This is a genomic window from Streptomyces sp. NPDC048278, from assembly GCF_040652195.1.
In the GTDB taxonomy this organism is placed as follows: Bacteria; Actinomycetota; Actinomycetes; order Streptomycetales; family Streptomycetaceae; genus Streptomyces.
Genome location: NZ_JBEZLP010000001.1, coordinates 761,364 through 783,549 on the forward strand (window position 1 = coordinate 761,364; position 22,186 = coordinate 783,549).

17 protein-coding genes are annotated in these 22,186 nt (G+C 70.7%); 4 read left to right on the forward strand and 13 right to left on the reverse strand.

Annotated elements, in window-relative coordinates:
* Positions 1-50: 50 nt before the first annotated feature.
* The 7 genes from mdlC to AB0D74_RS03480 form a co-directional block, all read right to left on the reverse strand.
* A complete protein-coding gene (gene mdlC, locus AB0D74_RS03450; RefSeq protein ID WP_362580043.1) occupies positions 51-1,688 on the reverse strand; it encodes a benzoylformate decarboxylase in 1,638 nt (545 codons plus the stop codon).
* The gene (locus AB0D74_RS03455) at positions 1,685-4,051 is read right to left on the reverse strand and encodes a xanthine dehydrogenase family protein molybdopterin-binding subunit (protein WP_362580045.1); all 2,367 of its coding nucleotides are present in this window, start codon (positions 4,049-4,051) and stop codon (positions 1,685-1,687) included. The genes mdlC and AB0D74_RS03455 overlap by 4 nt, the downstream gene beginning before the upstream one ends.
* Complete coding sequence (locus tag AB0D74_RS03460; protein WP_362580048.1) at positions 4,044-4,592, reverse strand: (2Fe-2S)-binding protein; 549 nt, start codon at positions 4,590-4,592, stop codon at positions 4,044-4,046. The genes AB0D74_RS03455 and AB0D74_RS03460 overlap by 8 nt, the downstream gene beginning before the upstream one ends.
* Entirely contained in the window at positions 4,582-5,454 is an 873-nt protein-coding gene (locus tag AB0D74_RS03465) for an FAD binding domain-containing protein (protein ID WP_362580051.1), read from the reverse strand. The genes AB0D74_RS03460 and AB0D74_RS03465 overlap by 11 nt, the downstream gene beginning before the upstream one ends.
* Positions 5,451-5,705: a hypothetical protein gene (locus tag AB0D74_RS03470; protein WP_362580053.1), complete on the reverse strand. Its 255-nt coding sequence runs from the start codon at positions 5,703-5,705 to the stop codon at positions 5,451-5,453. Before AB0D74_RS03470 ends, AB0D74_RS03465 begins: the two co-directional genes overlap by 4 nt.
* A gap of 62 nt (positions 5,706-5,767) precedes the next feature.
* On the reverse strand, positions 5,768-6,358 hold the full coding sequence (locus tag AB0D74_RS03475; RefSeq protein ID WP_362580056.1) for an aromatic-ring-hydroxylating dioxygenase subunit beta: 591 nt from the start codon (positions 6,356-6,358) through the stop codon (positions 5,768-5,770).
* Positions 6,355-7,716, reverse strand: a complete 1,362-nt coding sequence (locus tag AB0D74_RS03480; protein ID WP_362580059.1) for a Rieske 2Fe-2S domain-containing protein — start codon at positions 7,714-7,716, stop codon at positions 6,355-6,357. Before AB0D74_RS03480 ends, AB0D74_RS03475 begins: the two co-directional genes overlap by 4 nt.
* Before the next feature lie 177 nt (positions 7,717-7,893).
* Between AB0D74_RS03480 and AB0D74_RS03485 the strand changes: the two genes are divergently transcribed.
* The gene (locus tag AB0D74_RS03485; protein ID WP_362580061.1) at positions 7,894-9,168 is read left to right on the forward strand and encodes a cytochrome P450; all 1,275 of its coding nucleotides are present in this window, start codon (positions 7,894-7,896) and stop codon (positions 9,166-9,168) included.
* 92 nt (positions 9,169-9,260) lie between these two features.
* Entirely contained in the window at positions 9,261-10,685 is a 1,425-nt protein-coding gene (locus AB0D74_RS03490; protein WP_362580064.1) for an aminobutyraldehyde dehydrogenase, read from the forward strand.
* Between the two features lie 82 nt (positions 10,686-10,767).
* Here AB0D74_RS03490 and AB0D74_RS03495 read toward each other — a convergent pair whose 3' ends face one another.
* The 6 genes from AB0D74_RS03495 to AB0D74_RS03520 all read right to left on the reverse strand — a co-directional run bounded on the left by AB0D74_RS03495 (position 10,768) and on the right by AB0D74_RS03520 (position 19,005).
* Positions 10,768-12,054, reverse strand: a complete 1,287-nt coding sequence (locus AB0D74_RS03495) for an MFS transporter (RefSeq protein WP_362580066.1) — start codon at positions 12,052-12,054, stop codon at positions 10,768-10,770.
* Positions 12,051-12,887: a thioesterase domain-containing protein gene (locus AB0D74_RS03500; protein WP_362580069.1), complete on the reverse strand. Its 837-nt coding sequence runs from the start codon at positions 12,885-12,887 to the stop codon at positions 12,051-12,053. Before AB0D74_RS03500 ends, AB0D74_RS03495 begins: the two co-directional genes overlap by 4 nt.
* Positions 12,888-13,115: 228 nt before the next feature.
* Entirely contained in the window at positions 13,116-14,162 is a 1,047-nt protein-coding gene (locus AB0D74_RS03505) for a transcriptional regulator (RefSeq protein WP_362580072.1), read from the reverse strand.
* Between the two features lie 394 nt (positions 14,163-14,556).
* Positions 14,557-14,730, reverse strand: coding sequence for a hypothetical protein (locus AB0D74_RS03510; protein WP_362580075.1), 174 nt, complete (start codon positions 14,728-14,730; stop codon positions 14,557-14,559).
* 125 nt (positions 14,731-14,855) lie between these two features.
* The gene (locus AB0D74_RS03515) at positions 14,856-17,885 is read right to left on the reverse strand and encodes a BTAD domain-containing putative transcriptional regulator (RefSeq protein ID WP_362580078.1); all 3,030 of its coding nucleotides are present in this window, start codon (positions 17,883-17,885) and stop codon (positions 14,856-14,858) included.
* A gap of 151 nt (positions 17,886-18,036) precedes the next feature.
* A complete protein-coding gene (locus tag AB0D74_RS03520; RefSeq protein WP_362580176.1) occupies positions 18,037-19,005 on the reverse strand; it encodes a phosphoribosylglycinamide synthetase in 969 nt (322 codons plus the stop codon).
* 1,256 nt (positions 19,006-20,261) lie between these two features.
* Between AB0D74_RS03520 and AB0D74_RS03525 the strand changes: the two genes are divergently transcribed.
* Positions 20,262-21,596: a transcriptional regulator gene (locus AB0D74_RS03525; protein ID WP_362580081.1), complete on the forward strand. Its 1,335-nt coding sequence runs from the start codon at positions 20,262-20,264 to the stop codon at positions 21,594-21,596.
* Complete coding sequence (locus AB0D74_RS03530) at positions 21,593-22,165, forward strand: helix-turn-helix domain containing protein (protein ID WP_362580084.1); 573 nt, start codon at positions 21,593-21,595, stop codon at positions 22,163-22,165. The genes AB0D74_RS03525 and AB0D74_RS03530 overlap by 4 nt, the downstream gene beginning before the upstream one ends.
* The last annotated feature ends 21 nt before the right edge of the window (positions 22,166-22,186 follow it).

Below are 22,186 nucleotides of genomic sequence, written 5' to 3' on the forward strand. Positions count from 1 at the left end.
TCACCCCTGGTGACCGGCCTTCCGCTGCACTGGCTCACTGCCGCACTGGCTCACTGCCGTACGACGACCGAGACGACGTACGGAAGCGGTGACTCGAAGGCCCTGCGCAGCGCCTGGCCGAGTGCCTCCGGCCTGGTCACCTGTTCGCCCGAGCAGCCCTGGGCCGCCGCCAGTCCCGGGAAGTCGAGGCCGCCCAGTTCCGTGCCCGACGGTTTGTCGATGCCGAAGCGGCGGGCGAAGGAGTCGACGGTGGCGTATCCGCCGTTGTCCACGACGACGACGACGAGCCGCACCCCCAACCGGGCCGCCGACCACAGCGCCTGTATCGCGTACATGGCGGAACCGTCCCCGAGGACCGCGATCACCTGACGGTCGGGCCGGGCCAGCGCCATCCCGACGGCGGCGGGCAGGCCGTAGCCGAGCGCGCCGCCGGCCGTCGTGAAGAAGCTGTCCGGGCCGTCGTTGGGCAGGTGCTCGCACATCACGGGCCGGGTGCTCGGGGCTTCCTCGACGATGACGCTGCCCTTGGGCCGCAGGTCGGCCAGCGTCTGGACGAGGTACGACGGAGTGACATACGGCCCTGTCACGGTGACCCGTTCGGCGGGGCGGCGCGGCGCGGGGCGGGATCGCGGCCGGTCGGGGCCGTGGGCGGCGAGGATCTGCCGGACGGCCGGGCGAACGCTGGTGAGGACGGAGACGCCCTCGGGCGTCCAGGCGGCCCGCTGGGCGTCGTCAGTGAACTGGTACAGGCGGGTGCCCGGCGACAAGAACGGTCCCTCACCCGGCACGTGGTAGGTGAAGGCCGGCGCGCCGAGGACCAGCACCAGGTCGTGCCCTGCGAGTTCGGCAACGACGCCTTCGCGCACCGGCGGCAGAAATCCCGCGAAGAGAGGATGCCTTTCCGGGAACGAGCAGCGGTGGGACATCGGTGCGGCCCAGACCCGGGCACCGTGCGCCTCGGCCAGCTCGACGACATCGTCCAGCGCCTGCTCGCGGTCGACCTCGGCGCCCACCACGAACGCCGGCGAGCGGGCCCCGGCCAGGGCGCGGCCCGTCTCGGCGAGCAGCTCAGGGTCGGCGTTCAGCACCGTGCCGACCTTGCGTGGGGCGACCGGCGACGCGGGCCGGTCCCAGTCGTCGGCGGGCACCGAGACCATGACCGGACCCATCGGCGGGGTCAGCGCCAGGTGGCAGGCACGGGCGATCGCGGCCGGGACGTCCTCGGGACGGGCCGGTTCCCGGCTCCACTTCACGTGCGGACTGGCCAGGAGACCGGGGTCCTCGTTGAGCAGATACGGCTCCCCGTGCAGCAGCGACCTGCTCTGCTGGCCCGCGATCACGACCAGCGGGGCCCGTGTCTTCGCGGCCGTGTACAGGCTGCCCATGGCGTGTCCGACGCCGGCGGCCGAGTGCAGGTTGACCACGGCGAGCCTGCGGGTCGCCTGGGCGTGGCCGTCGGCCATGGCCACGACCACGGACTCCTGGAGGCCGAGCACGTAACGGAAGTCGGCCGGGAAGTCGCGGAACATGGGCAGTTCGGTCGAGCCGGGGTTGCCGAAGACGGTGTCCACGCCGTGGCCGCGGAGCAGGTCGAAGACCGCCTGGCGGACGGTGACCGGGGCCGCGGAGGCAGCGGGGACCTCGGGGGTTGCAGGGGTCGCAGGGGTCGCGGAATTCACGACGTTCACGGCGCCTCCTTCGCGTCGTCAAGTGCCGCCCACAGCACGGCCGGTGACAGGGGCGTGCGGTTCAGGGACCCGGCGATCGCCGGCACCGCGTTGGCGACGGCGGCTGCGATGGTCGCGGGCGGCGGGATGGCGCCCCCCTCCCCGAGCCCCTTGAAGCCGCCGGGGACCACTTCGCTCGGGGTGCACAGGTGCTCGACCGACACCGGGGGGACGTCACCGAAGGTGGGCAGGACGTAGTCCTGGTACCCGGCGGCGAGGGGCCGTCCGTCCACGGGGTCGTGGTGGACCTCCTCCAGCAGGGCGAGGCCGATCCCCTGGGCGACACCGCCGGTGATCTGGCCGTCCGCGAACGCCGGGTTGACCAGCACTCCACTGTCGTGGACCGTCCAGTAGTCCTCGACGGTCACCTTCCCGGTCTCCCTGTCCACGGCGACCGCCGCTGCGTGCACGCCGTAGGCGAAGGTCAGGGCGGGCGGGTCGAAGTCGGCGCTCTCCTCCAACTGGATGCGTTCCTCGTCCGGACCCCGGTCCCACCCCTTCCAGGCCCGGTGTGCCACCTCCCGCCAGCTGACGGCCGAGCTCCCTCCCACTACACGGAACATGGCCTTGTCCGGGCTCGACGCGGCACCGGGCCCGAGGTCCAGTGTCACGTCGGCCGGATCCGCGTCGAGCCGCCGGGCGGCCAGCGCCCGTATCCGCTCGCGCATCCGCTCGCAGGCCCGCACCAGCGCGCCACCGGCCAACGTCACCGAGCGGCTGGCCTGCGAGGTCAGGTCCGAGTATGGAGTGACGTCAGTGTCGCCGAGCCGCACGCTGATCCAGGTCAGAGGCACGCCCAGCCGGTCGGCGACGATCTGGGCGAGGGCTGTCTCGATGCCCTGCCCGATGGAGATCACCCCGGAGAAGGCGGTGACCGTGCCGTCCTGGTTTACCCGGACGCGGGCGCCCTCCCAGCCGGCCCAGTCGATGCCGAACATGCCGAGCAGCGCGGACGGCGCGAACCCGGTGATCTCCACGCTGGCGGTCACCCCGGTGCCCCGGCTCACGGTGCCCTCGGAGGGCCGGGAGCGGCTTCTGGCCAACTCGGCGGCCCGGCGCAGCGCGGCGGGGTAGTCGCCGTTGTCGTAGGTGAGCCCCGTGCGGGTGACGTACGGCAGCTCGTGCGGGCCGAGGAGGTTTCGCAGCCTCAACTCGACGGCATCCAGACGAAGTTCGCGGGCCGCCTCGTCGATGAGCCGTTCCCTGATCCAGGCCGCCTCTTGCATGCCGTAGCCCCGATAGGCGCCCGTCGGCACGGTGTTGGTGTACACGGCGTCCACCACCGCGCCGGCCCGCTCGAACCGGTAGGGGCCCTCCAGGGTCATGCCCGTCACCTGGAACGGCCCGGAGCCTGCCTGCACGGAGAAAGCGCCCAGGTCGCCGGTGATGTGGGCGTCCAGGGCGAGGAAGCGGCCGTCCTCGTCCAGCGCCAGCCGGGCCACCGCCGACTGGCCGCGGCCCTGGTAGGAGGAGGTCAGGTTCTCCGCTCGGTCCTCGGTCCAGCGCACGGGCCGGCCGAGGACGACCGAGGCGAGACAGACCATGGCCTCGTCGGGGTAGAGCATCACCTTCCCGCCGAAGGACCCGCCGACGTCGGGGGCGACCACACGGATCTGGTCGACGCGCAGCCGCAGCGCGGCCGCCAGCTCCTGGCGGACCGCGTGCGGGGACTGGGTGCTGCTCCACACCGTCAGGCTCTCCTGGCCCGGCAGCCATTCGGCGAGCACCCCGCGCGACTCCAGAGGGCTGTGGCTGACCCGCTGCACGGCCAGGTTGCGGCTGACCACGTACGCGGCGCGGGCGACGACCGCGTCGATCTCCGCTACAGGGTCGCCGAAGGCGACCGTGCCGGCGAGGTTGGACCGGCTGCAGGCGTGCAGCAGGGGCGCGTCCGGGGCGAGCGCCGCCTCCACGGTGACGGCGACGGGCAGCGGGTCGATCCGCAGCCGTACCCGCTCGGCCGCGTCCTCCGCCTGCGCCCTGCTGCCGGCCACCACCACGCCGACCGCCTGCCCGACGTAGCGCACGGTGTCGTCGGCGAGGAGCACCCGGTCGGGGTTCTGACCGGGCAGCGTCCACACGGTGGGCAGCGGGTCCGTGAGCCGCTCGATCTCCTGTGGCCCCAGGGCCAGCCGGGTCCCCGGCAGCGCTAGCGCGTCGGCGGCGTCCCACTCCAGGATCCTGCCGTGCGCGACGGGGCTGCGGACGACGGCCGCGTACAGTACCCCGGACGCCTCGATGTCGTCGACGAAGCGGCCGCGGCCGCGCAGCAACCGCGCGCTGCGGCTGCTCGGCACCCGGCGGCCGACCCAGGCGTCACTCATGGCCCGCCTCCTGGTCACCCGAGGCAGCACGGCGTTTCCAGTGGCACGCGACGGCGGCGCGGATACCGCCGTAGCCGGTGCACCGACACAGATGACCGGGCAGCACGGTGGTGGTGACCTGCTGCTCGGTGAGTCCCGCCTCCTCGGCGTGGGCGAGGCTCATCAGCAGACCGGGGGTGCAGAAGCCGCACTGGAGGCCGTGATGGTCGAGGAACTCCCGTTGCAGCGGCGACAGTTCTCCGTTCGACTCGTCCTCCAGACCCTCGACCGTGCGCACCGAACGCCCCTCGGCCTGCACGGCCAGCATGAGGCAGGACCGCACGGGCACGTCGTCCACGAGAACCGTGCACGCCCCGCAGACGCCCTGTTCGCAGCCCGCGTGCGTGCCGGTGAGGCCGAGGCCGCGGCGCAGGTGGTCGCTGAGCAGGGTACGGTCCTCGGCGGCTGCGGTGCGTCGGGCGCCGTTGACGGTCATGGTGAGGTCGCGCGTCCGTACCGCAGGTCCGGTCGGAGCGGTGAATTCGGTCAGCTCAGTCATCATCGGCCTTCCCGTGAACCAGGAGCGCGGCGCAGCGGCGTACCAGCGCGCGCAGCAGAGCGGTCCGGTAGCGGGCGTCACCGTGCTGGTCGGCGCGCGGTCGTACGGCGGTGCCGACCGCGTCGAGCGCGGGGCCCAGGTCGCCGTCCAGACGCAATCCGCACAGGGCGTCCTCGACGGCGGCCGGCCGCACCGGTGTCTCGGCGACGCCGGCCGCCGCGAGCCGGGCCGCGGTGACCACGCCGCGTTCCGTGGTGACGCCCAGGCAGAGGGCCACCAGGGGGAAACCGGCGGCACCCCGGCGGGTGACCTCGTCGAACGCGAAGCGGAAACCGGGGGTGGGCGGGAACTCGACGGCGACGAGGAGTTCACCGGCGCGCAGGGCCGTGCGGTGGCGGCCGGTGAAGAACTCGGCTGCCCGTACGGTACGTTCGCCGCCGACCCGGGAGACCAGGACGAGGTGTGCGTCCAACGCGAGTGCGGCGGCGGGTAGTTCGGCGGCCGGGTCGGCGTGGCAGAGGCTGCCGCCCAGTGTGGCCCGCTGCCGGACGGTGTGGTGGGCGACGCTCTCGGCGGCCCGGGAGAGCACCGGCAGCCGACGGCGGACGAGGGGGTCGTGCACCACGGCGGCCAGCCGGGTCCGCGCCCCGATCCGCACGCCCGCAGGGCTTGCGGCGACCGTGTCAAGACCGGGCACCCCGCCCAGGTCGATCACCGCCGAGGGGCGCCGGTGGCGGGCATTGAGCTGCGGCACCAGGCTCTGCCCGCCGGCCAGTGGGACGGCGCCGGGCCCGGTGTCGGCGAGCAGGTCCAGGGCGTGCTCCAGGGTGGTTGGCGCGTGGTAGAGGAACTCGGCGGGCTTCATACCGGCACCTCCGTGACGCGCTCGGTGCTGGCACGGACCAGTTCCGCGGCCCGGTCCGGGGTGAGCGCGCACAGGGCGTCCAACACGGTGGCGTCCAGCAGGACCCGCAGCCCGGAGCGCTCCGAAGTGAGTTGCAGGCGGGCACCGTTCCCGGTGCGGCGTACGGCCACGGTGACAGCGGCCGATTCGCAGACGATGCGGCACAGCACGGACTCCCGTGGCTGCGCGGTGTCCCAGGCGAGGCCATCCATGGCCGCCTCCGATCATGAAGACGAGGGACTCAGAAGACGAGGGACTCGGAAAACGGGGGAACTCAGAAGATGAGGGACAGCTGGGCGTGAGTCGACACCTCGGCGTCCAGCAGCACCCGGCGCCGCAGCAGCCGCAGACCGTCGGAACCGCGGACCACGACGTCGTGGCGGGCGGCCACGGCCAGTGCGGTCTCGTGCCCGCGGGCGAGGGTGGCGAGGACGTTGCAGTCGACGCGCAGCAGCCGGGGCCGGTCGAGCGCGAAAACCCGGACCGCGCCAACGAAGTGCCGGGTGGCCGCGGCGGGGCGGTCCGACCAGGCGTGCTGGAGGCCGGCGCGGCCCAGCTTCATGGCGAAGATCTTCTTGGTGGCCTCGAAGAGCATGGCGCGCTCGCTGTGCCGGGGCAGGGCCGGGTCCTCTCGCAGCAGTGGGACCGGGACCTGGTAGACGAAGGGCTCGGCGAGCAGCGCCAGCCAGTCGTCGGCGCGGCCCTCGTCCAGGGCGGCGGACTCCTCGGTGTAGAACGCCGTCAGCTCCGCGTCGAGGTCGGCGCGCCGGGCACCGCGGCCGGGAAACGGCTCCAACTCGGGTGCCTGGCAAAGCGGTTCGGCCACCGTGGCCGCCGCCTCCGGGTGCGTGACGATATCGGTCATCGCTCCTCGTCTCCCATCAGGTCGGACCAACGGCGATAGAAGGCACGCTGGTTGTGCTCGGAGAGCGTGATGTACTGCGCGCTGCCCGGCCCGGGGAAGTCGGCCGCGGTCGCGCCGAGCCCCAGGCCGAGGGTGAAGTCGGTGAGGGCCGAGTCGACGTGGTCCCCGCCCATCGCGGCGTCGATGCGGGAGAAGTTCTCGAAGTCGTCCATCTCGAAGAGGATTCCGCCGGCCGACTGGGATCGGGCCTGGTAGGCGTACGAGCGCTGCTTCCACTCCTCGCTCATCGCCTTGGGCACGAGCGTCCAGTACGTGCACTCGGTGTGCCGCGCGTCGATCGGGTTGTGTACCCGCCACACCACGTACCGGGTCAGCGGGTCGGAGGGGCGGCCGATGGCGTTGTCGTGGGAGACGCTGAGGAAGGCGGCGTTGGGGAAGACCACGCCGTGGGCCACCTCGCAGTGCGAGTTGAAGCGGATCTGCTCCGGGGTCTGGGCGGCCGAGAAGGCGTCCCACACCTCGCGCGGATACCCGATGTAGACGGGGTGCGACAGATCGCGGCCGGCCAGGGACTCCTCGCCCTTGGTGACCACGTACCCGGCGCGCAGCGTGTGTCCCTCGTCGGTCCCCATGTTGACGGCGAGCAGGTCCAGGGCGCCGCGGCCCAGGGTGCCGCCGGCCAGGGTGTCGCCGTAGATGCCCATGTCGAAGGCGGACTGGTGGGTGGTCTGCATGTGGTAGCCGTCGCCGGCGAAGTTGTCGGTGACGACCTTCCAGTTGCCGGTCATGACCGACCGCTGCGGGGGACCGTACACCTCCCACTCGCCGCCTGCGAGGTCGAGCATGGCGTCCAGGTACCATCGGAAGTCGCCCAGGTAGTCGGCGAGTTCGGGAATGCCGGTGTCCCAGGTAGCGAAGACGAAGCCTCGGTAGCACTCGACGCGGGCGGACGGCAGGTCGTAGCACTCCTTGCGGAAGTCGCGCGGATAGCTTGCCCGGATGCCGGGGACGCCCACCAGCCGGCCGTCGTTGGCGAAGGTCCAGCCGTGGTAACTGCATCGGTAGTGGGCGGCGTTGCCGAAGGTGGCCCGGCACAGTTGGGTGCCGCGGTGGCTGCAGGAGTTGAGCAGGACGTGGAACTCGCCGTGTTCGTCACGGGTGACGATCACGCCGTCGTTCCCCATCCGGCGCACCACGTAGTCGCCCGGGTCCGGCAGCTCCGAGGCGAACCCGAGCAGTTGCCAGCTGCGGCGGAAGACGCGTCGGTACTCGCGGTCGAGCACGTCGTCGTCGACGTAGGCGCGGCGGTCGATCCGGTACCGCCGCTGCACCGATTCCCATTCGGGCGCCTCGGTCATACAACACCTCCTAAGTCGAGTAACTTGCCGAATGTAAGTCGGCGCCAGCGAGGCGACCAGACTGTATTTCTGAACACGCTGTTCACGGGCCGGTGTTCATCTCTTGTGTGCCGTCCGGAGTTTCTGTTCCACTCCACCCGGACAACCGGACGGAACCGGAATTCCCTGGAGGCCAGCGTGACTGTCGTTCCCGAGCTCCCCCTCTCCGCCGCCGAATTCACGCACAACGAGTTCGAATACATACCGGATCCTTTTTCCTTCTACGAGAAGATGCGGGCGCAGAGCCCCGCCTATCTCTCGGAACGAATCTTCGGCGGTGCGTGGCTCTTCTTCGGCTACGCGGACTGCCTGAACCTGATGAAGGACGAGCGGCTCTCCAACGCCCGCGCCGACGTTCCGCTGCGATTTCTGCCGCCGGAACAGCGGTGCCGGTTCTCCGACATGATTTCGGTCTACGAACGCTGGCTCGCCTTCCACGACGGGCAGGAGCACACCCGCAACCGCCGTCAGGCCAACCGGAGTTACAAGCCGTTCACCGACGCTGCGCTGGAGCCCCGTATCCAGGGACTCGTCGACGGGCTGCTGGACTCCGTGGACCCGGGCGGCTTCGACCTGATGTCAGAGTTCTCCTTCCCGCTGCCCGCCATGGTCATCGCCGACGTCCTCGGCGTCCCGGTGGAGGCGCACGCCGAGCTGAACCGGTGGACGGACGACATCGCGCACCTCTTCGGCTCGACGCAGGTCTCGGTGGAGCACCTGGAGCGCACCCAGCGCAGCACCGGGGAGCTGACCGAGTTCCTCGCCTCCGACGAGTGCCGCAGGCACTCCGAGCGGCAGTCCGGTCTGCTGCACCAGCTGCGGGTGATGGAGGTCCACGGGCACCGCTTCTCCGAGGAGGACGTGGTGGCCCAAGCGGCGCTGCTGCTGTTCGCCGGCGTGGCCTCCATCCGCTACCTGATCGGCAACAGCGTGCACGCGATGGAGAGCCGCCCGCTCGCGGAACGGCAGCTGCTGCTGCGCCCCGACACCGTCGGACCGGCCATCGAGGAGCTGCTGCGCTTCTGCACGCCGGTGCAGTTCGTGGGGCGGGTCGCGGCCGACGACATCGTCGTGCCGACTCAGTCCGGGCAGGAGGTGCTGATCCGGGCCGGCCAGCCGATGCTGCTGTACGTGGCCTCCGCCAACCGGGACGCGACCTTCTTCGAGCGGCCCGACGAGCTGTGGCTGACCCGGCCGGAGCCCAACCGCCACCTCACCTTCGGCGCCGGCCGGCACCTGTGTTTCGGCGACCCGCTGGTCCGCCAGTCCACCCGGATCGCCCTCGCCTCGCTCTACCGGCGCTTCCCGCGTCTCCGCGTCACCTCGCCGGACCTCAACTGGAACAACAACCTCGGCTTCCACGGCCTCACCTCGCTGCTCGTCGACCCTCAGGGCCCAGCCGCCAGCCGCTGACGCCCGGACGTTTCCGCAGGCGGCCGTCCGGTCACCGGGACGGCCGCCGCCCCCCTCGCTCCCCTCTCTGGGGGCCTGTCCGAAGGAGAACCATGCCCCACGCGATCGAGACGCGCGACAACTTCATTGACGGCAAGCCCGCCCCGGCCGCCACAGACGCCGTGGTCGACGTCGTCGACCCGTGCACGGGCGAGGTGCGGGCCCGTACCTGCGCCTCCGGCCCGGCCGAGGTCGAGGAGGCGATGCGGGCAGCCGAGCGGGCCTTCGTCTCCTGGCGACGCACCCTGCCCGCCGAGCGCCAGGAGGCCCTGCTGGCGCTGGCCGACGCGCTCAGGGCGCGGACCGCCGAGTTCGCCGAGGCCGAGCTGCGGGACACCGGCAGCGCCGCCGCGGCCGGCGAGGTGCCGCTGATGGTGGACCAGCTGCGGTTTTTCGCCGGTGCCGCCCGGCTGCTGAACGGCACGGCGGCCGGCGAGTACGCGGCCGACCACACCTCGTACGTCCGCCGCGAGCCGGTCGGTGTGTGCGCGCAGCTCGCCCCCTGGAACTTCCCGCTGCTGATGGCCGTACTGAAGTCGGCCCCGGCGATCGCGGCCGGCAACACGGTGGTCCTCAAGCCCGCCCCCTCCACCCCCACCAGCGCACTGCTGCTGGCGGAGCTGGCCGCACAGTTCCTGCCGCCGGGCGTGCTGAACGTGATCTGCGGCGGCGACGACACGGGCCGCCTGATGGTGGAGCACCCCGTCCCGGCGATGGTGTCGCTGACCGGTTCGGTCGGCGCGGGCCGCGAGGTGGCCCGGTCGGCGGCGGACGGACTCAAGCGGCTGCACCTCGAACTCGGTGGCAAGACACCGGTGATCGTGTGCGCGGACGCCGACCTGGACGCCGCCGTCGAGACGATCATCACCGGCGGCTTCGCCAACTCCGGACAGGACTGCACCGCCGCCTCCCGGGTGCTGGCCGCCGACGAGGTCTACGACGAGTTCACCGAGCGCCTGGCCGAGGCGGCCAGCGCGGTGCGCACCGGCCCGCCCTCCGACGAGGGCGCGCTGTACGGGCCGCTGAACAACGCCGACCAACTGGAGCGCGTCTCCGGGTTCCTGCACCGGCTGCCCGAGCACGCGCGCGTGCTCACCGGTGGCCACCGCGTGGGCGACAGCGGCTACTTCTTCGCCCCCACGGTCGTCGCCGACGTGCGCCAGGACGACGAGATCACCCACGAGGAGGTCTTCGGCCCGGTGATCACCGTGCAGCGGTTCACCGACGAGGAGGAGGCGATACGGCTCGCCAACGGTGTCTCCAAGGGGCTCGCCTCCGCCGTGTGGACCAGGGACGGCGCCCGCGCCCTGCGCCTGAGCCAGGCCCTCGACCACGGCTGCGTCTGGATCAACACCCACCTCGGCTTCCCCTCCGAGATGCCGCACGGCGGGTTCAAGGACTCGGGCTACGGCAAGGACCTGTCGGCGTACGGCTTCGAGGCGTACACCCGCATCAAGCACGTCATGCAGCGCTTCTGAGGCCCCGAGGACTCGGACAGGCACAAGACGGAGGCGCCGCTCCCGGCCTGCGGGAGGGCGCCTTCGTCGTCGGGCCCGGGGCTCAACCGCCCGCGGTGACCGGCTCCTCCCCGACGGGCTGTGCCTCGCCCACCCGGGGCGCCCGGCGTACGGCGCGGTTGCCGGCGGTCACCAGGGCGAGCAACAGCAGGTAGGCCGAGAACAGCAGGACCGTGTGGTCACCGCCCAGCGCGGCGACCAGGGCGCCGCCGGCCATGGTGCCGATGGACATCGCGCCGAAGACGAGCGTGGAGACGGCGCTGGTGACCCGGCCCTGGATGGCGTCCGGTGTGATGGACAGCTGGTAGCTGGTCAGCGCCACCATGTAGACGGGCCGGACCAGCGACTCCAGGGCCGCCACCAGGCCCAGCAGCAGTGGGTTGGGGGCCAGGGCGTACAGCGGGAAGGCCAGCGCCACGACGGTCATGGTGACCACCGCGATCCGGCCGAGCGGGAAGTGCTTGATGATCCGGTTCGAGAGCGCGGCGCCCACCAGAGCGCCCACGGCTGCACCGCTGAAGATGAGGCCGATCTCGGTGGAGTCGGCGCCCACGCCCTTCGCCAGCATGATGATGACGAGGTATCCGGCGCCATAGCGCAGGTTGTCGGCGGCCTGCACGAAGGTCAGGAAGCGGATCACGGGCTGGCGCCAGACCCAGCCGACCCCGTCGCGGATCTCCTGTGTCAGCGCGCGCGCCGTCAGCGGCCGGCGCTCCTCGCCGTCCTCACGCTCCTGCTGGAACTCGGTGCGGATGAACCGCAAGGAGGCCGCGGAGACGAGGAAGGAGATCCCGTCCACGAGGAAGGGGACGACTCGGCCCAGCCCGTAGAGCGCGCCCGCGATCGAGGCGCCCACGATGCGCAGCGTGTTGGACATCGACTGGAAGAAGCCGAGCACGGTGGGGAGTTGGGACGCGTCGACGACGTTGGGCAGCGCGGCGGTGTTGGCGACCTGGAAGAAGGTGGCGAGGATGCCGCTGGCCAGGGCCACGAGGTAGAGCTGGGTCATGGTCAGGTGGTCGTTCCACAGGGCGACTACGACGCTGAGAACCAGCAGGCCCCGGCCGATCTCGCACCAGATCATGGTGACCTTGCGGTTCCACCGGTCCACCAGCGCGCCGGAGACCAGGCCGAACACGATGAACGAGACGGTGTTCAGGCCCATCACCAGACCGGCCTGCGTGGGCGTGCCAGAGATGGCCAGCACCACCAGCGGCAGCGCGAACAGCTGCATCTGGTTGCCCAGGCTGGAGATGAGCTGTCCGCTCAGGAGCAGCGAGAAGTCGCGGTTTCGCAGGATGGAGACCCGCACCCCGCCGGATGCACTCATGTAGTTCCTCTCTCGTCGTGGTGCTCGTGTTTCCGGCCGGAGCGCCGCAGCGCGTCCGTGACCAGGGTCAGTACCCGTCGCTGGTGCGTCATCACGAACAGGTGGCCGCCGGGGACCTCGTGAACCGAGTGGCCGCCGGTGGTGCAGCGCCCCCAGGCCTCCAGGTCCGACCGAAGGGCGAGGGGGTCGTCGGTGCCGTACAGCGCGGTGACCGGGCAGGCGAGGTCGGCCCGCGCGGGACGGTGGTGGGTCTCGGCGGCGGTGAAGTCCGCTAGGAGCGCGGGCAGCAGCAGGGACGCCAGCTCGGGGTGGTCCAGGACCGCGTTGCCGGACGGCTGGAGCTGGCGCAGCGCCCGCAAGAAGGACGCGTCGTCCGGCAGCCGGTGCAACTCCCCGCCGCGCACCGGCAGATGAGGGGCGCGGGAGCCGGAGACCACAAGCAGTTCGGGTCCGGCGCCGGCCTCGGTGAGACGCAGCGCCGTCTCGTGCGCCACCAGCGCGCCAAGGCTGTGCCCGAACAGGGCCTGGGGCAACTCGCCGGCATCCGCGAGCAGCACGGGCGCGAGCCGGTCGGCGACCCCGCGGACACAGTCCAGCGCGGGCTCGGCCAGCCGCCGCTCCCGCCCCGGCAGCGCCACGGCAACGACCTCCACCCACTCCGGAAGTCCCCGAGCCCAGTCGCGAAAACTCACCGCCCCGGCTCCGGCCCAGGGCAGACAGTACAACCGGACCCGGGCCAGGGGCCGCCTCAATGGCACGACCGTCCAATCACTGCGCTGCCGGCCGCCCGGCGAACGAGTGGCCGGGCTGCTCCAGGCGTCCTGCGCGGTCATCGTCCAGTCTCCGGGGTCGGGGGGGGAGGAGAGGCTGCGGGTCGGGCGCGAGGACTCCGGGGGGCTCGGGGGCCTCCGGGTCTCCTGGGTCGGCGATGGCCAAAGGGGGGACAACGGGGATGGCCGAGGAAGGTGTTGCGGGATGCCCGCGGCGCGTGGCGCCCATCGTCTGCCATCCCGGTGGCGTCCTGTCCAACCGCGGATGCCGTGCGGTTGGACGGCCAGCGCTCACAGAGCGCGGCTCAACGGTACAGCGTCCCTGGACAGTTCGTCCGCGTACGACTGCCAAAGGCGGGCGTAGGAGGTGAGGAGTTCGGCCATCGGCCGCTTGCAGTGGGGCGGCACCTGGGCGGTAACCGCGTGCTGCTGCCGGACGAACACCGCGCAGGCGTCGAAGAGCCGGAGCGCGAGCCGCCCCACCTCGTTGAACCGCAGCGAGGGGTCCTTGCGCAGCGTCTCGGACAGGGCGAGGAGCTTCTCGAAGGACACCGTCTCCGGCTCACGCCCCGGCACACCACGCGCACCGGCGTCGTCACCGGCTCCGGACACCGCCCCCCGCTGCCGGTCGGGCACCGGATCGACCCCGCGCTGCATACGTTCGCGCACGTCGGCGACGGTGGCCGGGGAAATCCCGGCCTGCCTGGCGATCTGGCGCAGCGAGGCCTGCGGCTCCCGCGTGATGATCTCGCAGGCCAGCCGACGGCCCTCCGCCGCATTGAGGGGCCGTACCCGCCCGTCCTGGCCGATCCGGCTGATGCCCTGCGCCGCCGGGCCATCGCTGCTGCGGCGGACCTCGGCCACCTTGTGCGCGGACAACCCGACGACCGAGGCCACACACCGGTCCGACCAGCGCGGATGATCGTCGAGCAGCCGCGCGGCCGCGGCGACACGGTCGGCGAGCGACAAGGGCTTTCCATGTACGATATTGCAGGCCACGGAGAGCAGAAACGCTTCTTCCTCAGAACCGGAGAAGAAGCGGACGGCGATGTCCTTCCGCCCGGCGAGCCGCGCGGCGAGCAGCCGGTGCGTTCCGTCGATGACCCGCATGTCGGGCCGGTGCACCAGGATCGCGGGCAGCGCGGCCTCGGTATCGGCGAGGGCACGGACGTGCACACTGTCCTGCCCGTCGAGGCGGGGCGAGGCGCTCACGGTCAAGTCGTCGAGCGGCACCCATGCCATCGGCAGGCTACCGAAGTCTCCGTCACGCAGCGCCAGCAGCCGTTCCGCGGCGCCGCTCTCGATGTCCTGCGCTGTGGGGTACGCGGTCGTCGTCATGCGACTTCTCCTCGAAGACGGGGCCGGTTCCGTAGCTCATTGCTGGCCGGAGCGCCGGCGGCGGTCGCCGTGCCCCGCCCCTCTGCCACCGATTCGGAGGTAACCGGACGCAATGGCCCGGTCGGCCGCGATCCCGGCGGCCGAGGCGTCGGCGGAACCGACGAGCAGGGCGACAGCAAGCGAGATATTTCAAACAAGATGGCGAGAAATAGGTGCCCCCGGGAACATGGGTGGCGGGATGACCACGGTGAGTCTTGCTCGCGCTTCGCAGCCTCCGAAAGCGCTGTCCCGAACGGGATCGCGGCGCCCCGATATCGCGAGGCTCGCCCCAGAGCAGTGACTCGTCCAGATGGCTGAGCGGGTGGGCCACAACCAGTGGTTTCGGCCCACCCGCTCAGCCGTTGCCGTTGTTGTCCGTCCCGGAGACGGTCAGGTCCGGCACAGAGGCGATGGCGACGGTGCGCTGCTGGGCCGTCCCCGGCGCGGCGGCGTCGGAGGAGGCCGTGAATCCCACCAGGAGCGCCCCAAGAGCGATGACGGAGGCGGCGGCGAGAGGGGCGAAGCGCATGGGAGAACTCCTTTGGAGAGAAAGGCCGTTTCGACTCCACCGATGTTCTCGAGCTGCCTTCCCGGCCCGTTCCCCTCCGGACACCCGCCCGATCCCCCTGCTCGTAGGCCGCCAGACCTGCGGGCTCAGCGTGCGTTCTTCGGCACTTTCATGAGGGAGAAGAGGTTGTCCGCCGCCGAGCGGTGCTGCTGGGCCAGCTGCGAGTCTCCCTGGGCCTCGGCGGTACGGCCGAGGCCCCACAGCGCGCAGGCCTCGTCGTAGCGCAACTCCATTCGGCAGGCGATCTCGTGGGCCAGCAGCTGTTGAGCCCGCGCCGTGTCCAGGTCCCCCTGCGCGTACCGCACGCGCCCCACCGAGAGGTGCACGGCGGCACGGTGGATGTCGTCGGTGCTGCTGGTGGCCTTGGCGAGTGCGTGGTCGGCGCTTTCCACGGCCTCGTCCAGCTCTCCCATGCGCTCCAACACATCGGCTCTGCGGGCGAGTACGAGCGGCAACACCGAGGGCATGCTCATGCGCTGGCACCGCTCCAGCGCCGCGTCGGCCCAGGCGAGCGCCTCCTCGAAGCGGCCGAGGCGCTCGATCGCCTGGGAGAGATTGCTCAGCGCGTCCACGGAGAGCTGTATCTCCTTGATCGAGTCGAAGATGGCCACCGCCCTCTCCGCCGATGCCGCCGCCTCGTGGAACAGCCCCAACCGCACCTGGACCAGACTGAGCGTGCTCAGCGATGAGCCGTCGAGTCGGGTGAAGCCGAGTTCCTGCGCTCGCGCGTTGGCCTCCTGGCACAACTGCAGCGCGCGTTCCAGCTCTCCCATGCTGTTGCACGCCTGTCCCAGCCGGGCCCGGCACTCCGCCTCGCTCTGCACATCGTCGATCTGCCGGGACAGGTCCACGGCTTCCTCCAGCCGGGCGACGGCCTCGCCCAACTGCCCAAGCCGCCACTTGCCCATGGCCAGATTCATCAGGTTCAGCCGGGTCAACGACCGGTCCCCGAGCTGTCGCGACGCGCTGACCCCCTTCTCCAACGCCGCGTTCGCACTGTCGTCGTAGGCGCGGATGCTGGAATGAAAGCCCAACTCACGCGGCAGCCGCGCAGCGTGCCACAGCAGTCCCTCGTGGTAGGCGGCGTCCACCGCCGCCAGCAGACTCTCGCGGTGCTGGTCGAGCCACTGGAGCGCCTTGTCCTTGTGGTCGAACTGGTGGCGTTCCCAACGTCTTTCGTCGACGTCTCCGAAGTGGCGCCGTCCCGGGAACAGCGTGTCGCAGGCACGTTCCGCCGTGACCAGGTAGTGGTCCAGCAGTCGCCGCACCGCCTGCCCGTCCTGCGGCGCCTTCTGGCTCTGCGCGACCCGCTGCACGAAGCTGCGCACCAGGTCGTGCAGCGCGTACACCCCCGGCTCCCTGGCCTCCAACAGCCTTACGTCCACCAGTTCTTCCAGCAAGTCCTCAGCCGCCAGCACATCGGTGTCCAGCAGTGCGGCGGCCTCCTCGGCATCCAGATAGCGTCCGGGGTGGTGCCCCAGCAGCCGGAAGGCCGTTCGTTGTTCCGGGGGCATGGACTGGTACGACAGCAGCAGTGCGCCCGCCACTCCCCGTCCCTCGCTGGTGAGTTCGTCCAGGCGCCGGTCGTGGTCCCGCAGCCGATCGACGAGTCGCTGGACGGTCCACTGCGGGCGGTTCGCGAGCCGGGCGGCGGCGATCCGGACCGCCAGCGGCAGTCCTCCGCACAGCCGCAGCAGCTCACGAGCCGCGACCGGCTCCCTCTCCACGCGTTCGGCACCGAGGGTGTTCCGCAGGATCTGGTAGCTCTCCGGCTCCCGAAGGGCGCCCAGGGAGAGCCACTCGGCTCCGTCCAATCCGGTCAGCCGCGGGCGGCTGGTGATCAGGACCAGGCTGTCGGACGAGGCTGGAATCAGCTCCCGCACCTGCTCCGAGGCGGCGACATTGTCCAGGACCAGGAGCATGCGACGGCCTCGCATGTACGACTGCCACCGCGCGGCGCGTCCCGCCGGCACCGTAGGCAGCTCCTCGCTGGTGATACCGACGGCGGCGAGCAGGTCCCCCTGCGCCTGGAACGCGCTGAGCGGCGTCTGGCCCGGTGTGAAGCCGTGCAGGTCGATGAAGAGACTGCCGTCCGGATACCGCTCGGTCAGTTGATGGGCGGCGCGGATGGCCAGTGCCGTCTTGCCGCCGCCGCCCATGCCGTCGAGGGCGAGGACCGTCGGTGCCCCCTCCAGGGCACGCCCGGCCGCGTCGCAGACCCACTCCAACTCGGAGCTGCGGCCGGAGAAGTCGGGCACGTCGAACGGCAGCACGTGCGGAGCCTCCGCCACCTGGTGCGCAGCACGGGGCACTGCGCGTTCCGGGCGGGTGAGCGACGGGTCCTGGCGCAGGATGCGTTCGTGCAGTCCGGTCAGCTCCGCGCCGGGGTCGATGCCCAGTTCGTCCGTAAGATGCTCTCGGGTACGGGCGAACTCGTCGAGCGCGGAGGCCTGTTGGCCGGAGTGGTAGAGAGCGAGCATCAGGCGGCTGCGCAGCGTCTCCCGCAGCGGATGCTCGTCGACGAGGACACGCAGCTCAGCCGTGATCTCGGTGGCCTCGCCCGCCTCGATGCACAGATCGTAGAGCTGCTCGGCGGCGGCCAGCCGCTGCTCCTCCAGAGCCGTCGAGGCGGCGTCGACCACACGGCCGCCGGAACCGGACAGCACGGGCCCTCGCCACAGCGCCAGCGCCTCCCGCAACTGTGCCGTGGCCCGCTCGGTCTCCCCCGCCTCCAGTGCCGCCCTGGCCTGCCTGAGCAGCTTCTGGTAGCGCAGCAGATCGAGTTGCTCGGTGTCGACGACCGCGCGGTATCCGGGTCCGTCGGTGACGATGATGTCGGGCCCGTGCGGAATGCGGCTGCGCAGTTTGGCAACCGTCTTGCGCACCTGGTGCTCGGCGCTGTCCGGCGGTTTGTCGCTCCAAGCGGCCGCCACCAGACGGGATACAGGCACGACGCGCCCCGCCTCCAGGAGCAGCATCACGAGAACGCGCCGTTGCAGAGCCCCGTTGACCAATATGTGTTCGCTGCCGCTGCGGACTTCCAACGATCCCAGAACGGAGAATTCCGGTCTGGGAACTGTGTCGTCTTCAATATGGCTCGATGTTGCGGCCCGCACCTTATCCTCCCCCGTCAGCGATGAGATGGGACACACGCCACAGAGGGTAGATCGTTTCGCGGGGCACATGCACCAGGCATGTTGGATCCCACGTCTCGCCCCCTCGCGCCTTCGCCTCGCGCAGAAGGAAAACACAATTACCCGGCGCGCGTCACCGGGCAGCTGGCCAAATATCGGCGACAAGGTCCTGTCGCGCCTTGGCGACTCGTTCGCGGGTGACCTCCGGTGTGCTCCCCTCGACGACGACATAGGCACGCCGGGCGAGCGGATCACCGACTGCCGCGACTCGGTCGCCGACCGTGTACGGGAAGCGGGCTCCACGGACCCATGGGGTCACGGCGATGTCTTCCATGCCGGTGTATGTCTCCAGCCGCCCTTCGGGCAGCAGGAAGAAACCGACCTCCGCGTACTGGGAAGCCTTCGGCACGACCGGGCGGCCGCCCAGGAGACACGTGAAGACCGCCGCCTCCAGGTCGAACCCACGCGCGATCTCGACGAGGAGGGGGATACGGTCGGCGCCCAGGTGCGCGCGGCAGGACACGATCCGCGGCCCGTGGGGCAGCAGCGCCACCTCTGTGTGAGCCGGGCCGAACCGGTATCCGCTCGCCGTCAGTCGCTCATCGACCGCCGCCGAGATGATCCCTTGTTCGTCGTCGGTCAACGGCGCCGGATGGAGGTAGCCCGTCACGATGAAGTGCGGTGGGCCCGTGGTGCGTTGAGCTGTCATCCCCACGACGTGATGGGTCCCGTTCACGGTCAGCGTCTCGACGGTCACCCTGGGAGCCTCGGTGGGGGCCCAGCCTTCCCCTTCGCAGCACTGGAGCCGTTCGTATACTGCCGGGGGGTTCGGAGACAGACCCAGATGCCATGCCTCCCGGGCCACCGGCAGGACAGAACTGCCGTATCCACAGTGCAGCACAGCGTCGATGCCATTGCGCCGCGCTGTCCGCGCGATGGTCTCACGCAGTCCGGTCTCGTCGCTGAAATCGGTGAGCAGCAGCTCCTCGGATACCTCTTTGACGCGCCGCGCGAAGTCGGCCTCCAGCTGCGACGGATCCCATACCGACCATACACGGAGCCCCCGCTCGGCTCCTTTTCGCACGAGTTGGTGACTCGGCATCACCAGGAGCAGTCTGAACTGCGAGCTTCCAGGGGAGTATGCACACATACACGCCACTGTGCGGTGCGGTCTTCCCTCCCTGGTCCCCTTCCCTTCCCCCCACCGGGCAACCACGGCCGCTGGCGGCGCAGCGCCCTTCTCGAGTCACGCTCTGCCTGGTTATCGATGCGTCTTCCGTGATCGGGAGTTACACCGAACTCTTTCGTATTCCTCGGCCCTGTGCTGGCGTACTCGCTTGAGTACACCGACGGCGGCCATGACAAGCTCCCCATTGATGGGCAGGCCTCGGCAGTCACATAGGGAGATCCCGACCACCACACCACCGCCGCACCAAGTCCGTACGGCAAACAAGCGCCGACGCCCATTCACGACAGACGTCACCGCCGCACGTCCGGGGGTTCAGCCCGCCGCGTCCATCGACACCCGAGGGGCCGCTATTGATGGCTGTCTCGACATGCCGCGCGAGCAATGTCACCCATCCTGGCCCGGGTACGGCTCACCGGAGAAGGCGCCATCGGTGCTCAAGTTCAGCCAGAACAAGTCGGCAAGAGGACACCTTGTACCTATGGCCCGAATTCGCCCCGGATTCGACCGGGCAGTTTGTTTAGCGGATAAACATTACCTCTGACCTGCGGAAACGTAGAGCGGCAGACGAGTCGTGCTGTACGCCGGGTATTCCTGAGCACCCTTCTGACCTGCGCTTTTGCGAGCCGGATCGGTTGTGACCTGCTAGGACGGGTTGCAGAGGCGATCGGAGGCAGTCAGAGGAAACCGCTCTGATTCGACCCGGGTTCGACCCGAGCTGCTCGGAGCCAGTCAGAAGCAGTCGCCCTCTGTTTGGCCCCGAATCAGCCGAGGTCAGGACCGTGTCGAATCGGTGAGGACTCCTCTGACGGCACTCCGAGTCGTTCTCGGCCGAGCCGCGATGGGGACGCCTGCCTCCACTGCGGAGCCAGGCATACGAAGGCCTCCAGGACGGCAATCCTGGAGGCTTCGCCTGGCACCGATTGGAGGTCGGTTCCGGACACCACCCGTGGTTTTAGCGGGCCTGGGTGGCGTCCACGTCCTTGCGAGACGACCCCACAGTGCCACACCACACCCACCAGGCAGACCCATCCCGACGACCCATTCACCCGAGCGAGCGACTGGGGCTTCACCGGCTGTCTCCGGCTGCAGCCGACCTGGTTCTGCTCGGAGACCTCACCGGCCGCTACGCGGCCGGAAGCTACAGCAGGCTCGGCTCCGACCGCCGGAGCGTGGTCCTGCGCGCGGACCGCCAGGGCGCGGCCGAGCACGGTCACCGGATCACCGCGGCCATCGCCTGCCACGTGGCCCGTGCCGGCGGCACCGTCGACCAGCTCACGCAGCTCCTGCTGCACCCCGAGCACGAAGGCGGACGGCACACCCGGCACATCGCGCTGCGATCCGGGCAGGCGCGCGCCCTGGGCTACATCCGCCGGGTGTGGGCCAACGCCTCGGACGCAATCAGCACCACCATCGCGCTGAGTTCCCGGCACGACGCGTACGAAGTCCTCGCCTCACTACGCGACCGGATCGAAACGACACCGTGGCGCGGGGAGCGGGGACGGACCGCGCTGCGGGTGCTGCGGGCGCACCTGAACTTCGCCGAGATCGCGGGCGGCCCCCTGCACCACGCCAGTGAGCGGCAGACCGCGGAGGAAGCCGGGGTCTCCCGCACGACACTCCGGGTCGTCTACGAGACGGTCCTCCGGCCACGCGGCTGGCTGCGGCGTCTGCGGGTGGGCCATGGCCGGGAGGGCTCGACCTGGTACCTCGGCGAGGGCACCATCCCCGGACACGGCGACCACGCTCTGCTGTCTCGTTTCCGGTCCACTCAGTTCCCCCCCGACCCGGCACTTGGGGAGTGGACCACCCCTGAGACGGCCACAACGGCCGACATCGACTCCACCGTCATCGGCCATCTGATGGGCCACGACGCCTTCGCCCACCACAGCCTCGGCAGCTCCGCTCTCGTGATCATCGGCGCGCTGCGCGTCCGCCCGGCGCAGACGGTCGGTGAGCTCGTCGGTTCGGCATCGGTGTCACGAGCCACGGCCTACCGGACCTTGCACCGCTTGGCCGACCACGGCCTCGTAGACCACAGCGGGGAAACCTGGGCCCTCGCACCCCGCGCACTGGAAGGCTTCGGTGCGAGCGCGTCGGAGGCCGTTCCCTACCCAACCGCGCGCCCAGCACACGACTGGGACGCCATCGCCCGGCAGTACGGCACCGCAGGGGTCGCAGCCCGGCGCAAGGCACTGCACGCGGCCGAGCGCGCGGCGTATCGGGAGGCACTGGAACAGCTGTCGAAGCACCGCAGCAAGGCCGTGGTGCTCGTGCGTGATGGCCGCCAGGTCCTCGTCCCGGCACCCCGGCCCGACGAGATCCCCTCTGAGTGGCACGTCCACGGTGGGTGCGTCCTCGACCCGGTCACCGGTCGCGCCGCTCCTGACTGGCGGATCGCCACCGATGGACGGCTGCTCCTCATCACTGCGGCTGATCAGCGCAGTTACGACGAGCTGGCAGCCGCCCATGCCGAAGCCCTCAGCGAATGGGAGTCCGTCGCATGAACTCAAAGCCCCCGGTCACCTCCGATACGAGCGAAGCGGTCACGCTGGAGTCTCTCCGCAGCCAGTATGAGTCCGGGGCCACGGTCATCGAACTCGTCGCCGCCACTGGGATGTCGTACGGCACGGTCCTCAACCGGCTGCACGACGCCGGAACCGTGATGCGCACGTCGTGGCAGACCCGTCGGATGCGCCAGGATCCACAGGCGCGCCAGCGTCTCGCGGCCCACCTGCGCACCCTGTACGAGCAGCAGGGCGCAACCCTCACAGAGCTCGCTGCGGCCGCGGGAGAGACGAGGCGTGCTGCCCGACGCCTGCTGATCGAGGCCAGCGGCACCGTGCGCACCACGCAGCAGACGCTGCGGATGCGCACGGCAGCGCAGGCCGCCGAGCGGCGCAAGCTCGCGCTGTTCCTGCGGGCACGGTACGAGGCCGGAGCCACGGTCCCGGACCTCGCCACGGAGCACAGCTACTCCATCGCCACCGTCTACCGGCTCCTGCACCAAGTCGGTGCCCGCATGCGGCCCCAGCACAACCACGGCCCGGCCCGCGACGTCAGGAAGCGCCCATGAGCGCCCCCGTCCTCGCAGGTG

Coding starts and splice junctions, on each gene's coding strand:
- AB0D74_RS03455 (WP_362580045.1), bottom strand. CDS start 4,051: ATGAGTGACGCCTGGGTCGGCCGCCGGGTGCCGAGCAGCCGCAGCGCG.
- AB0D74_RS03460 (WP_362580048.1), bottom strand. CDS start 4,592: ATGATGACTGAGCTGACCGAATTCACCGCTCCGACCGGACCTGCGGTA.
- AB0D74_RS03465 (WP_362580051.1), bottom strand. CDS start 5,454: ATGAAGCCCGCCGAGTTCCTCTACCACGCGCCAACCACCCTGGAGCAC.
- AB0D74_RS03470 (WP_362580053.1), bottom strand. CDS start 5,705: ATGGATGGCCTCGCCTGGGACACCGCGCAGCCACGGGAGTCCGTGCTG.
- AB0D74_RS03475 (WP_362580056.1), bottom strand. CDS start 6,358: ATGACCGATATCGTCACGCACCCGGAGGCGGCGGCCACGGTGGCCGAA.
- AB0D74_RS03480 (WP_362580059.1), bottom strand. CDS start 7,716: ATGACCGAGGCGCCCGAATGGGAATCGGTGCAGCGGCGGTACCGGATC.
- AB0D74_RS03490 (WP_362580064.1), top strand. CDS start 9,261: ATGCCCCACGCGATCGAGACGCGCGACAACTTCATTGACGGCAAGCCC.
- AB0D74_RS03495 (WP_362580066.1), bottom strand. CDS start 12,054: ATGAGTGCATCCGGCGGGGTGCGGGTCTCCATCCTGCGAAACCGCGAC.
- AB0D74_RS03500 (WP_362580069.1), bottom strand. CDS start 12,887: ATGACCGCGCAGGACGCCTGGAGCAGCCCGGCCACTCGTTCGCCGGGC.
- AB0D74_RS03505 (WP_362580072.1), bottom strand. CDS start 14,162: ATGACGACGACCGCGTACCCCACAGCGCAGGACATCGAGAGCGGCGCC.
- AB0D74_RS03510 (WP_362580075.1), bottom strand. CDS start 14,730: ATGCGCTTCGCCCCTCTCGCCGCCGCCTCCGTCATCGCTCTTGGGGCG.
- AB0D74_RS03520 (WP_362580176.1), bottom strand. CDS start 19,005: ATGCCGAGTCACCAACTCGTGCGAAAAGGAGCCGAGCGGGGGCTCCGT.
- AB0D74_RS03530 (WP_362580084.1), top strand. CDS start 21,593: ATGAACTCAAAGCCCCCGGTCACCTCCGATACGAGCGAAGCGGTCACG.